13 protein-coding genes and 1 pseudogene are annotated in these 11454 nt (G+C 61.6%); 7 read left to right on the forward strand and 7 right to left on the reverse strand.

The genetic code is table 11. From position 1 onward, the window contains the following. The first annotated feature begins 186 nt into the window (after positions 1-186). On the forward strand, positions 187-450 hold the full coding sequence (locus tag Q8O96_RS27125) for a DUF2790 domain-containing protein (RefSeq protein ID WP_305949758.1): 264 nt from the start codon (positions 187-189) through the stop codon (positions 448-450). Between the two features lie 57 nt (positions 451-507). On the opposite strand, the gene Q8O96_RS27130 is transcribed toward Q8O96_RS27125, so the two are convergent. After that, a complete protein-coding gene (locus tag Q8O96_RS27130) occupies positions 508-774 on the reverse strand; it encodes a DUF1652 domain-containing protein (RefSeq protein WP_102863530.1) in 267 nt (88 codons plus the stop codon). 339 nt (positions 775-1113) lie between these two features. Between Q8O96_RS27130 and Q8O96_RS27135 the strand changes: the two genes are divergently transcribed. Further along, complete coding sequence (locus Q8O96_RS27135; RefSeq protein ID WP_305949759.1) at positions 1114-1419, forward strand: NIPSNAP family protein; 306 nt, start codon at positions 1114-1116, stop codon at positions 1417-1419. A 107-nt stretch (positions 1420-1526) separates the two neighbouring features. Here the strand turns inward: Q8O96_RS27135 and ilvA are convergent. Then, a pseudogene (gene ilvA, locus Q8O96_RS27140) lies at positions 1527-2549 on the reverse strand (threonine ammonia-lyase, biosynthetic); the annotation flags it as partial. A 301-nt stretch (positions 2550-2850) separates the two neighbouring features. Here ilvA and Q8O96_RS27145 point away from each other — a divergent pair. Continuing rightward, the gene (locus tag Q8O96_RS27145; protein WP_102863527.1) at positions 2851-3051 is read left to right on the forward strand and encodes a ParD-like family protein; all 201 of its coding nucleotides are present in this window, start codon (positions 2851-2853) and stop codon (positions 3049-3051) included. Continuing rightward, positions 3048-3812: a type I methionyl aminopeptidase gene (gene map, locus Q8O96_RS27150; RefSeq protein WP_102863526.1), complete on the forward strand. Its 765-nt coding sequence runs from the start codon at positions 3048-3050 to the stop codon at positions 3810-3812. The genes Q8O96_RS27145 and map overlap by 4 nt, the downstream gene beginning before the upstream one ends. A gap of 3 nt (positions 3813-3815) precedes the next feature. On the opposite strand, the gene Q8O96_RS27155 is transcribed toward map, so the two are convergent. Together Q8O96_RS27155 and Q8O96_RS27160 are read right to left on the reverse strand one after the other, a co-directional pair. Further along, positions 3816-4757, reverse strand: coding sequence for a magnesium transporter CorA family protein (locus tag Q8O96_RS27155; protein ID WP_102863525.1), 942 nt, complete (start codon positions 4755-4757; stop codon positions 3816-3818). 7 nt (positions 4758-4764) lie between these two features. Further along, positions 4765-6351, reverse strand: coding sequence for a RimK family protein (locus tag Q8O96_RS27160; RefSeq protein ID WP_102863524.1), 1587 nt, complete (start codon positions 6349-6351; stop codon positions 4765-4767). A gap of 93 nt (positions 6352-6444) precedes the next feature. Here Q8O96_RS27160 and rimI point away from each other — a divergent pair, with 93 nt between their 5' ends. Beyond that, positions 6445-7548: a ribosomal protein S18-alanine N-acetyltransferase gene (rimI, locus tag Q8O96_RS27165; RefSeq protein ID WP_102863523.1), complete on the forward strand. Its 1104-nt coding sequence runs from the start codon at positions 6445-6447 to the stop codon at positions 7546-7548. Positions 7549-7646: 98 nt separating this feature from the next. Here the strand turns inward: rimI and Q8O96_RS27170 are convergent, their stop codons facing one another. The 3 genes from Q8O96_RS27170 to lpxO all read right to left on the reverse strand — a co-directional run bounded on the left by Q8O96_RS27170 (position 7647) and on the right by lpxO (position 10313). Continuing rightward, the gene (locus Q8O96_RS27170; RefSeq protein WP_102863522.1) at positions 7647-8798 is read right to left on the reverse strand and encodes a PQQ-dependent sugar dehydrogenase; all 1152 of its coding nucleotides are present in this window, start codon (positions 8796-8798) and stop codon (positions 7647-7649) included. A 78-nt stretch (positions 8799-8876) separates the two neighbouring features. Then, positions 8877-9251, reverse strand: coding sequence for a hypothetical protein (locus Q8O96_RS27175; RefSeq protein WP_305949760.1), 375 nt, complete (start codon positions 9249-9251; stop codon positions 8877-8879). A 162-nt stretch (positions 9252-9413) separates the two neighbouring features. After that, complete coding sequence (lpxO, locus tag Q8O96_RS27180; RefSeq protein WP_102863520.1) at positions 9414-10313, reverse strand: lipid A hydroxylase LpxO; 900 nt, start codon at positions 10311-10313, stop codon at positions 9414-9416. On the opposite strand from lpxO, the gene Q8O96_RS27185 reads away from it, so the two are divergent. Both Q8O96_RS27185 and Q8O96_RS27190 read left to right on the forward strand, forming a co-directional pair. Beyond that, positions 10276-10677, forward strand: a complete 402-nt coding sequence (locus tag Q8O96_RS27185; RefSeq protein ID WP_162884042.1) for a hypothetical protein — start codon at positions 10276-10278, stop codon at positions 10675-10677. The two genes, lpxO and Q8O96_RS27185, sit on opposite strands and share 38 nt — an antisense overlap. Continuing rightward, a complete protein-coding gene (locus tag Q8O96_RS27190) occupies positions 10674-11408 on the forward strand; it encodes an alpha/beta fold hydrolase (protein ID WP_305949761.1) in 735 nt (244 codons plus the stop codon). Before Q8O96_RS27185 ends, Q8O96_RS27190 begins: the two co-directional genes overlap by 4 nt. Positions 11409-11454 lie beyond the last annotated feature (46 nt).

Genomic DNA, 11454 nt, shown 5'->3' on the forward strand with positions numbered 1-11454 from the left:
CGCTCGCTGGATCGTATATGGGACGGGAACTAAATATTTCAAAATCTATCAATTACCTCTTAATGATAGATTAATCCTAAATCAGCACTCTGTTCCGGAGCGCACTGGCCCGCAACGCTTTTAGGGCTTCGTGCAGCGAGTTCAGTCCCCAGACTGAACCGTCATTGCCTGTAATGGAGAACCAGTATGAACACACCCAAGCGCTTTGCCCTGGCCGCCCTGGCCCTGTGCGGATTCAGCGGCCTGGCCCAGGCCTCGGATGTCAATGTCGAGGTGATGCCCTATGAGTACGGCATGCGCCTGGACGTCGCCAAGGTCATCTCCATGACCGAGCCGCCGACCAGCCGCTGTGAGGTCGTGACCGCCAATATGCGCTACATCAACAAGGCTGGAGAACTGGCGGAAATCTCCTACCAGAAGCACGCCCACGCCTGCATGTACGAAAACTGATGCGCCGTGCCCTGGCCAGAGCGGCACGCGCTGGTGAGCGTTGTCAGGGGACCGCGCTCAATGGGCCCTGCGCTTGAGGCCAGACAGCCCGCCCGGGGCATTGGCCAGGTCGTAGCGCAATTCGGCGATCAGTTCGTTGATTTCCCGGCAGCCATTGAGCTGCGCAGCGTCGATACCGCTGACCACCAGCTCGACCCGGTCGGTTTCATGGTCGCCATAGACCTTGACCGTCATCGACAGGTCCGGGCTCAGGGTGCATTGGCAGCGTTTGGGCAGAAAGCTGCTCTCAATGATGTTGCGCAGTTCCAGGGCAGATAAAAACATGCTGACGCTCTCCTTTTATTCAACACGACCAATGATTGGGCGAATGCCTGCTGGCCGCGACGTCCATGTTCGCTAGCGATTCTGGCTCAGGTCCGTTTTGTCCTGACAGACGAAGCCAGACTACAGAGTAAGCGGCTTTGGCGACCTTGCTAAATTCGATTTCGCTCTCAGTACCAGGGGTTTTGACTTTAACGCCGGGAATGGCAGGCGGTTGCGCTGTTGGTTTGCCGCCCCGCAGAATGCCCGGGTCGTTGTGCCAGCCTTGCTCAACAGCGTGGCCCGCTCGAAGAGTCACACCTGATACAACGCTGATCCTTGCCCTCGCCCGGAGTTCCCTCCTTGATTACCTGCCATGTCAAATACGTGATCGATCCCTACCAACTGGCCGAGTTCGAAGCCTATTCCAAAGCCTGGATCGCTGTGGTCAGGCGTTTGGGCGGCACCCATCATGGCTATTTCCTGCCCTCGGAAGGGGCCAGTAACATTGCCTATTGCCTGTTCAGCTTCCCGTCCCTGGCCGATTACGAAGCCTACCGCCAGAGCGCTCTGAGCGATCCGGACAGCGTGGCCCTGGTGGCGTCGGTGATGAAGAAAAAACTCATCCTCAGTTACGAGCGCAGCTTCCTGCGTCCACTGCTCTCATAGGAAACGGCCGGGCGGCCTTCCGCTTGCCGGCGCACAGGCCGCAACGACGGGGGCCGCTCTAACGGGCGTCTGCGCTGGCAAGCCAGCGGCTAGGCCGGAATGCTGCTCAAGGCGGCGCGTTCGACGACGTGGCGCAGGCTGTCGAAATTGATGTTGGCGCCGGAGTCGATGGCCACCAGGGTCTGGCCGCTGCTGCCGCTGCGGGCTACGTATTCCTTGATCCCGGCCACCGCCAGGGCGCCCGACGGCTCGGTGATGGAGCGGGTGTCGTCGTAGATGTCCTTGATTGCGGCGCACAACTGGTCGTTGCTGACGCTGATCACCTGATCCACATGATGGCGGCAGATCTGGAAGCCATGCTCGCCGATCTGCGCCACTGCAACGCCGTCGGCAAAGGTCCCGACCCGGGGCAATACCACCCGTTCCCCCGCGGCGAGCGCCTGTTGCAGGCAATTGGAATGCTCGGATTCGACACCCACGATACGGATCTCCGGCCGCAGGTATTTGACGTAGGCGGCGATCCCGGCGATCAACCCACCACCGCCCACCGGGACGAAGATCGCGTCCAGCGCCCCCTGTTGCTGGCGCAGGATCTCCATGGCCACGGTGCCTTGGCCGGCAATCACATGGGGGTCATCGAAAGGCGAAACAAAGGTGCCCCCAGTGCGCTGGGCCAGGCTCAGGGCGTGGGCCAGGGCAAAGGGAAAGCTTTCGCCATGCAGGATCGCCTCGGCGCCACGACTGCTGACGCCCAATACCTTGAGCTCAGGAGTGCTGTCGGGCATGACGATGCTGGCCTTGATCCCCAGCTCCCGCGCCGCCAGGGCCACCCCCTGGGCATGATTGCCAGCGGACGCGGTGACCACCCCGCGCTGCCGTTGCTCGGCGGTGAGCTGGGCCAGACGGTTATAGGCGCCGCGGATCTTGAAGGAAAAGGTCGGCTGCAGGTCTTCGCGCTTGAGCAGGATCTGGTTGCCCAGCCGCTGCGACAAGGCGGGCGCCGCCTGCAGCGGCGTGCAGATCGCCAGGTCGTAGACCGGCGCGGCGAGGATCATCTTCACATAGCGTTCCAGCAGGGCCATGTCGGCGCTGGGCTGGGGCGTGCTGGCAAGACGGCTGGGGCAATGCATGATGGATCTCCTGGCTGTGTTCGGAGCCCGGGAGACAGAGAGAAAAAACCCGCCTCCAGGGCGGGTTGGGTGCAGTCGTCAGCAAGCCCGCCAATCAGGAATGGCGGTAATAATGCTTGGCTGGGAACGATGGGCAGAAAAATTCATGGACCGGAAACTAACCGCGCCAGCCCCTGGCGGTCAACGCATTTCTGCGAGGCTCACGCACAGCAACACATCTCCTCCACCTGCTCCCCGCTTGCGACTGACTATACGAAACATATACGATTCATATATTCCCTCAAGAGAGCCCCCTATCAACATGGGTATCGTCAAAATCTCCGATGAACTGCACCAGCAGATCCGCGTCGCCAGCGCCGCCATGGACCGCTCGATCAACGCCCAGGCCGAATTCTGGATCAAGATCGGTCTCTTGGCCGAGCTCAACCCACACCTGGCCTACAACGACCTGATCAACAAACTGCTGCTGAACAAACCTGACCTGCTCAGGGGGCGCCCATGACCCAGGCCCTGATCAAGACCCCGGAACAACTGGCGCTGATGCGCGAATCCGGGCGTCTGCTGGCCCAGGTGTTCGACTTTCTCGACGGTTTTGTCGCCGCCGGCCTGTCCACCCTGGAGCTGGACAGCGCGGTGGAACATTTCATCCGCCACGAGCTCAAGGCACGCCCGGCGAGCAAGGGTCAGTACAACTACCCTTACTGCATCAACACCTCGATCAACGAAGTGGTGTGCCACGGCATGCCTCACCCCAAGGCGGTGCTCAAGGACGGGGATATCGTCAACATCGACATCACCCTGGAGAAGCACGGCTACATCGCCGATGCCAGCAAGATGTACCTGATCGGCCAGGTCGGCCCCAAGGCTCAACGCCTGGTCGACACCACCTTCGAGGCCATGTGGGCGGCGATCAAGGTGGTGCGTCCGGGCGCTCGCCTCGGCGATATCGGTCATGCCATCCAGTCTCATGCCGAAGCCAGGGGTTACAGCGTGGTCCGCGAATACTGCGGCCACGGCATTGGCCGGCAGATGCACGAAGAACCGCAGATCCTGCACTTCGGCCGCCCGGGCACCGGCCTGGAACTGCGTGAAGGCATGGTCTTCACCATCGAACCCATGCTCAACCAGGGCAGTGCCCGGGTCCGCGGGCTCAAGGACGGCTGGACCGTGGTCACCCGCGACCATGGCCTTTCCGCCCAGTGGGAACACACGGTGGCGGTGACCCGCGATGGCTTTGAGGTGCTGACCCTGCAAGCGCCATAAGGCTCACACGACCTTGTCGCCATGGCCGGTGAGCCGGCGCAGCCCCAGGGACATGGCCCCAGCGGCCAGCAACATGGCCAGCAGCAACAACGAGTAGGCGATCCACCACGGCGTGCCTGCGGTCATCATGCTGAATTCGGACATGCCGCCGATGCTGGCAATCAGGTTCAGCGGCAGGAACACCACGTTGATCAGGGTCAGCTTGCGCAGCAACTGGTTGGTGCTGTTGTTCATCAGGTTGCCCCGGGCATCCATCAGCCCGGCGAACACCGTGGAGTAGATCTCCGCCTGCTTGTAACACTGGTTGTTCTCGATGATCAGGTCGTCGATCAGGCCGATGGCCTGGCTGCCGAACTGCTCCTTCTCGGCGTGATTGCGCAGGCGGGTCAATAGCGCGCCGTTGCTGTGCAAGGCATTGAGGTAATAGATCAGGCTCTCGCTGAGATTGAACATCTGCATCAGGTGGCGGTTTTCCATCGAGCTGTTGAACTTGTGCTGCAGCTCCCGGGCCACCAGCTTGATCACCTTGAGGTGGCCCAGGTAGTGATGGATGTTGTTGAACAGCAGGTCCAGCAGCACATCCAGCGGGCTGTGCAGGTTGTGCCGCGCACCCAGCCCTTGGAGCGGCGTATCGTCGGGAGCGATCACCAGCAACCGGTCCGCAGAAAACAGCAGGCCGCAGGACGACACCTCGAAGGACAGGCTGCCGCCGCCGGAATAGTTTTCCGGGCGCTTCCAGATCAGGAACAGGTAATCGGGATGAAACTCGATGCGCGACACCTCGTCCGGGTCCAGCGCCGAGGCCAGGGCGTGCTCATCGAGCTTGAAGGCACTGTGCAGCAAATCACGCTCTGCCAGGTCCGGGTTGCTGAACAGCATGACCTGGGCATCCAGTTCCGGGACGGCTTGCAGGCCGCCATGGGCCAGTCGATAGCTGTGGATCATCGCCGCCTCACCAGGCCTGGCCGCGACGCTTGAGCTCCAGGCGGCGCACGAACTCCTCCAGTACCAGGGAATACAGGTCGTCCTGCAGGTAGGCGTCCTCGATACCAGCGTCGAGATTGGGGTTGTCGTTGACCTCGATCACCACCACCTTGTCGCCGGACTGCTTGAGATCGACCCCGTACAGACCGTCGCCGATCAGGTTGGCGGTCTTCACTGCCAGCTCCACCACGGCCCGCGGCGCCTCGTGTACCGCCAGGGTGCGGCACTCGCCGTTGATGTCCTGACCCTTGGCCTTGTGGTTGTAGATCTGCCAGTGGCCCTTGGACATGAAGTACTGGCAGGCAAAGATCGGCTTGCGGTTGAGCACGCCAATGCGCCAGTCGTACTCGGTGTAGAAGAACTCCTGGGCCAGCAGCAGCACCGAGTGCTCGAACAGTTCGGCGGTGGCCGCCAGCAAGGCCTGCTGGCTTTCGACCTTGATCACGCCTCGCGAGAAACAGCCATCGGGAATCTTCAGCACCAGGGGAAAGCCCAGGCGTTCGCCGACCCGTTCGAAGTCTTCCGGTCGCTCCTTGTAGAGGATCTCGGTGGCGGGCATCCCCAAGTGATGGCCCTTGAGCAGGTCAGTGAGATAGACCTTGTTGGTGCAGCGCAGGATCGAGGTGGGGTCATCCATCACCACCAGCCCTTCACTCTCGGCCTTCTTGGCAAAACGATAGGTGTGGTTGTCGACGCTGGTGGTTTCGCGAATCAGCAACGCATCGTATTCGGCAAGACGGGAGTAATCCTTCTTCTCGATCAACTCCACATCGATGCCCAGCCCCTTGCCAACCCGGATGAAGCTTTCCAGCGCCCGGGCATTGGAAGGTGGCAGGACTTCTTGGGGATCGTGAAGTATCGCCAGGTCATAACGGGCCAACTGCCTTGAGCGTGGAATACGCCAGACCTTGCGACTGAAACTGTCCAGGGAGTTGGCGAATTGATCTTCCTGATCCTCTCGCAACTTATGCAAGGCCCCGGACTTCACGCCTTCGATACGCCATGTGTTAGTTCTTTTGAAATCAACTAACAAGATCGGACACGGAAACAGCTCGAACAACTGACGAGCCAGTTCCTGCAAGGGCTCGATATGGGTCCGGCCAAAATACAGCGTCAGGGTAAAACCTTCGGTATCACTGTAGAGGTGATTGCTCAGGGCTTTTTCCAGGGCCTTGTCCAGGTCGTCCAGGGCCAATCCATAGAGGGCCTTGCGGGTCAGTTCACTGATGGTCCGTACCGATGGAATCACCCGGTGGCCGCGGGCTTCAGCCAGCAGCGAGCAGTAGTAGCCGTGTCCCAGATACTTGTAGCTGCGGCACAGGTTGATCACCTGAACCCGTTTTCCCGGAGCACGTTCGCGGCTCTGCTCGAGGTACTCCTGGGCCGTGAGAATATCTTCACTGGGAAAGTAGGAAGCCCAGTCTTCCTTGCGTTCGACAATGATAATCACCTGACTTGAAGCTTTATCCCCGGGGGAAAAATAACTTGCCGAAGTGATTGTCGCCGGCAAACTTTGCTCGGATACTTCTCGCCAATGACCTTGTACCGCTGACATAAAGTTCGCTCTCGCTTAAGAACCTGACCCTTTCTATTAAGCACGAACTTTTTTCGAAGTCTCGTTTCGTTACGCAACTTTTACGGCGGTTATATGGATCTTGTCTTTCGCACTGCAACCCCCGACGATCTGCCGGCGCTGGTGGCCCTGGAACAGCAATGTTTCACCAGCGACCGGCTGACTCCACGCAGCTTCCAATGGATGATCAGCCGCGCCCACGGGCAACTGCTGGTGGCCGAGCATCAGGCGCGATTGCTGGGCTATGCCGTGGTGCTGTTTCATCGCGGCACCTCGCTGGCGCGGCTGTATTCCATTGCCATTGCCGAAGACGCCCGGGGTCTGGGCCTGGGTCGGCGCCTGCTGCAACGGATCGAGGCCTGTGCCCTGGAACACGACTGCGCCTATCTGCGCCTGGAAGTGCGCACCGACAACCCGGCCGCGATTGCCCTGTATGAACGCCATGGCTACCGGCGTTTTGCCCGCATCCACGACTACTACGAAGACCACGCCGACGCTTTGCGCCTGGAGAAACGCATTCTCCAGCACCGTGAGACCCGCAGCATCCGCGTGCCCTACTACCAGCAGACCACCGACTTCACCTGCGGTCCGGCCTGTTTGCTGATGGCCATGGCCGCCCTGCAGCCATCGCGGCCCCTGGAGCGCCGAGAGGAACTGCAGATCTGGCGTGAAGCCACCACCGTATTCATGACCGCCGGCCATGGCGGCTGCAGCCCCCAGGGCCTGGCGCTGTCCGCCTGGCGTCGCGGCTTTGGCGTGCGCCTGCAGGTCAACAGCGCCGGGCCGTTGTTTCTCAGCGGCGTGCGCGACGAGCATAAAAAAGACGTCATGCGCCTGGTCCACGACGAGTTCTGCAAGGAGCTGGATGCCAGCGATGTGCAACAGGTACTGGGTGGCCCTCTGGATCTGCCGAGGTTATTGAGTGCGGGTGGCCAGCCCCTGGTGCTGATCAGCAGCTATCGCCTGACCCGCTCCAAGGCGCCCCATTGGGTGATAGTCACCGATTGCGACGAGGACTTTGTCTACCTGCATGACCCGGATGTCGACCATAGCCAGCATCGCCAGCCGATGGACTGCCAGCACCTGCCGGTCAGCCACAGCGAGTTCGACAAAATGTGCAGCTTCGGCAGCAGCAAACTGCGGGCCGCCGTCATCCTCTCCACGCCCGCCCAAGCGTAGGAGCCGACTTGCCGGCGCAGCGGCCCTGCCCGCGCCGCCCCCTTGGCTGGCGAGCCCGCTACAGCAGCGAGCTGGCTCGGGGATGGGGATGGCGCGGATTATTCCAGGCCAACCTTGTACAGGCCGCCCTGATCCTCGTCGGTGAGGATGTAGAGATAACCGTCCGGGCCCTGGCGCACGTCTCGGATACGCGCATTGAGCTCGCCCAGCAGGCGCTCTTCATGGGTGACACGGTCACCGTCAAATTGCAGGCGGATCAGTTCGCGGCTGGCCAGGGCGCCGATGAACAGGTTGTGCTGCCAGGGTTTGAAGCGATCACCGTCATAGAACGCCATGCCGCTGATGCCGGGAGACTTCTCCCAGACATGATGAGGGCCCACGGTGCCTGGTGCTGTCTGGCCGCCGGCCTCGGGAATCGGCTGGCCGGAGTAGTTGACCCCGTGAGTCGCCAGGGGCCAGCCGTAGTTCTTGGCCCGTTCGATGAGGTTGATCTCGTCACCGCCCTTGGGTCCGTGCTCGTTCTCCCACAAGGTGCCGCTCCAGGGGTTGAGCGTCGCGCCCTGTGGATTGCGGTGGCCGTAGCTCCAGATCTCCGGACGCACCCCGGGCTGGCCGACAAAGGGGTTGTCGTCCGGCACCCGGCCATCGGCGTACAGGCGCACGATCTTGCCCTGGAGTTTGTCCAGGTCCTGGGCGGTGGCCCGGTTGTTGTTCTCGCCCAGGGTGATGAACAGGTAGCCATCGCGGTCGAACACCAGGCGAGAACCGAAGTGGTTGCCGGTGGACAGCTTCGGCTCCTGGCGGAAGATCACCTTGAAGTCCTTGAGCCCGCTGAGGTCGTCGGCCAATCGGCCCCGGCCGACCGCAGTGCCGGCTGTGCCGTTCTCACCACCGCCTTCGGCGTAGGACAGATACACCAGGCGGTCCTGCTTGAAGTCCGGCGACAGCACCACGTCCAGCAAGCCGCCCTGGCCATTGGCCCAGACCTTGGGCACCCCGTTCAAGGGGGCCGAAAGCTTGCCGTCCGGGCTCACCAGCCGCAGGCTGCCGGGACGCTCGGTGACCAGCATGCCTTGGCGATCCGGCAGGAAGGCCAGGGCCCAGGGGTGGTTCAAACCTTGCACCAGCGGCGTCAGGCTCAGAGTGCCCTGCTCGCTGGGAAACGACTGTTCGCCCGCCGCCGAGACCGGCAACGCGCTGCCCAGCAGGACGCTGGCGCACAAGGTGGCGAAAAGGGTTTTACGCAACATGCTCGCTTCCTTCTGTGGATCAAGAAATTCCCTCGCGCCCCCAGGCAGGCGGCGCCGACAACGCAGCACACCGGCATCTTAGCGCCGGTTGTTCGGATCGTTGGCTCGGGGGCTTTGCACTCGGGGATCGGGGTTGGGTCGCTGCACGCCGCCCCGGGGATAACCGTTGCCGATACCGCCGTTCTCCAGGGTGGGCCGCCGCACGCTGGGGGCGGTGCCAGGGCCGCGCACAGGCGGACTGATGGGCTGGGTGCCCTGCATGCTGTTGGGATTGGCCCGGCGAATGGGGTTGCTGTAGAGATCGTTGTTGCCACTGTTGGGCAGGTTCTGCGCCAGCAGCAGAGTGCTGGGCAAGTGCGGGGATGGGAGCGGTTCAGGAGCGGCGGCCCAAACGGCGCCACTGGCCCAACTCAGCGCGATGAATGCGGCAAACCTGCGGGCCAGACTGTTCATGACAAGCCTCCTGAAGAGCGACAAGGTATCGAATTCGATTCCACGCTACGCCCAGGGTTCGGCTTTGTTAATTAAATATTCCTGCAGAACATGTAACACCCGGTATCCGCGGCCCGCCATTGGCGGCGCCGCGTTACCGATGTGCAGAAGGCGGATGGCCCATCAGATATAGATGAACAGCAACAGCAGTGCGGCGAAGATCGCCCACTTTTCCAGGTAGTAACGGGTGCGGTTGCGCTTCTTCAGTTCCTTGCCCCGCAGGCGGATCTTGTACAGCTTGTTGAAGGCACGGTTCAGGCCACCGGTCTTGTCCCCGGCATCGTTGGGCGAACCGGCAGCGGACATCACCGTGCGGCTGAACCAGCCGTTGAACGCCGCAGCCCAGCGATACTTCATCGGCCGCTCCACGTCGCAGAACAGAATGATGCGGTTCTGATCGGTGGTGTTTTCCGCGTAGTGGATGTAGGTCTCGTCGAACATCACCGCTTCGCCATCGCGCCAGTGATAGCGCTCGCCATCGACCTCGATGTAGCAGCCTTCGTTGTTCGGCGTGGACAGCCCCAGATGGTAGCGATAGGAACCGGCATAAGGATCGCGGTGACGCACCAGCTTGGAGCCCGGTGGCAGCTCGGCAAACATCGCTGCCTTGATCGAGCCGATGCTCTGCACCAGCTCGGTGGTGCGCGGGCACAGCTTCATCGCCGAAGGGTGGCTGTCGCCGTACCACTTCAGATAGAAGCGTTTCCAGCCGGTCTTGAAGAACGAGTTGAAACCCACATCGTTGTACTGATCCGAGCGCTTGATCTCACCGGCCTGCAACAGGTTCTGGCCCTCGGCACGAATCTCCTCCCAGTGTTCCTGCAGCTTGTTCATCTCGGGAAAGTCGGCCGGGTCCAGGTAGGGCCGGTTGGGAAACTTGGAGAACAGATAAAGGAAGCAGTTGATGGGGGCCAGGAAGGTGGAGTGATCACTCAGTTGGCGACCCAGCTTGTGGCGCACGCGCCCCCGCAGGTGTACGTACGCAATGGATAAAACGTATACAGCGGCAATGATGAGTTTCACGGAAATTGTCACACTTCAGAAGAGAGCATGCTGCGCCCCTGAAAGCCCGAAGGGCCAAAGGCAAATGGCAGCGTCTGAGTTGAAAAAAGCGCAATCGGCGAACATCTTCGTCGTCGATCCGACCCTCGGCGTCCGGCCGTCGGGTCGCATTTTAGCCACAGTTTGTAACCAATGGTTAACTCAAATTTGTGAAAAGCTGCGCGACTTCTGTCGAAATTTGCCTGTATTGCGCCAGGTTTTGCTTCAGCTCAATAAAATGCCCTCCAGCCCTCTGGCCAGCACAAACGAGCTGTGTTGGCCGGACTCCCGAGGTATCCTGCCGGGCGCTTTTTTTCTTTGTACCCGGCAAGGATCGCTGAATTGATCGACCCCACACCGCTCCCGACCCTGGTCCTGCTGCCTGGAATGGATGGCACCGGCAGCCTGTTCGCCCCCCTGCTCCACGCCCTGCCCCCGAACCTAGCGGTGCAGGTGCTACGTTATCCCACCGATCAGGTGCTGGACTACCCCGCCCTGGTAGAGCAGGTATGGCAACAACTGCCGCTGGACCGTCCTTTCGTGTTGCTGGGCGAGTCGTTTTCCGGGCCGGTGGCCGTCAGCATCGCCGCCCGACGACCCAGCGCCATGCTGGGGCTGGTGCTGTGCTGCAGTTTTGTGCGCAATCCGCGTGCGGCACTGGCGCCGCTGTCACCGTTGCTCAAGCTGCTGCCCTTGCGACACCTGCCGTTCTGGCCGATGGATGCCTTGTTGCTCGGCGGTTTTTCCACCGCCTCCCTGCGCAGCGGCCTGGCGGCAGCCATCGCCCAGGTGACGCCCCAAGTACTGCGGGCCCGGTTGCAGTCAGTGATTGCAGTGGATGCAAGCCAGGCCCTGGTGGCCACGGAGGTACCGCTGCTGTACCTCCAGGCCCGCCACGACCGGCTGGTGCCGGCCTCGGCATCCATCCTGATCCGGCAACTGCGCAACGACGCCCGGCTGGTGGACATCGACGGCCCTCACTGCCTGCTTCAGGCCGCCCCCACTGAGGCCGCCGCACACTTGCAGCGGTTCATGCACGCGTTGGCTCAGGCCCGGGTTGCACTTAACGGCAGTTGAACATCGGCCATTGCGGCGAAAATCCCTACCCGAGCGTCATACAACT

Origin of the sequence: Pseudomonas sp. LPH60 (genome assembly GCF_030718165.1) — a bacterium.
Lineage (GTDB): Bacteria > Pseudomonadota > Gammaproteobacteria > Pseudomonadales > Pseudomonadaceae > Aquipseudomonas > Aquipseudomonas danubii.

What these genes read in the sequence shown, in the direction of transcription:
- Q8O96_RS27125 (WP_305949758.1), top strand. Translation starts at nt 187, where the DNA reads ATGAACACACCCAAGCGCTTTGCCCTGGCCGCCCTGGCCCTGTGCGGA.
- Q8O96_RS27130 (WP_102863530.1), bottom strand. Translation starts at nt 774, where the DNA reads ATGTTTTTATCTGCCCTGGAACTGCGCAACATCATTGAGAGCAGCTTT.
- Q8O96_RS27145 (WP_102863527.1), top strand. Translation starts at nt 2,851, where the DNA reads ATGGGTATCGTCAAAATCTCCGATGAACTGCACCAGCAGATCCGCGTC.
- map (WP_102863526.1), top strand. Translation starts at nt 3,048, where the DNA reads ATGACCCAGGCCCTGATCAAGACCCCGGAACAACTGGCGCTGATGCGC.
- Q8O96_RS27155 (WP_102863525.1), bottom strand. Translation starts at nt 4,757, where the DNA reads ATGATCCACAGCTATCGACTGGCCCATGGCGGCCTGCAAGCCGTCCCG.
- Q8O96_RS27160 (WP_102863524.1), bottom strand. Translation starts at nt 6,351, where the DNA reads ATGTCAGCGGTACAAGGTCATTGGCGAGAAGTATCCGAGCAAAGTTTG.
- rimI (WP_102863523.1), top strand. Translation starts at nt 6,445, where the DNA reads ATGGATCTTGTCTTTCGCACTGCAACCCCCGACGATCTGCCGGCGCTG.
- Q8O96_RS27170 (WP_102863522.1), bottom strand. Translation starts at nt 8,798, where the DNA reads ATGTTGCGTAAAACCCTTTTCGCCACCTTGTGCGCCAGCGTCCTGCTG.
- Q8O96_RS27175 (WP_305949760.1), bottom strand. Translation starts at nt 9,251, where the DNA reads ATGAACAGTCTGGCCCGCAGGTTTGCCGCATTCATCGCGCTGAGTTGG.
- Q8O96_RS27185 (WP_162884042.1), top strand. Translation starts at nt 10,276, where the DNA reads ATGGATAAAACGTATACAGCGGCAATGATGAGTTTCACGGAAATTGTC.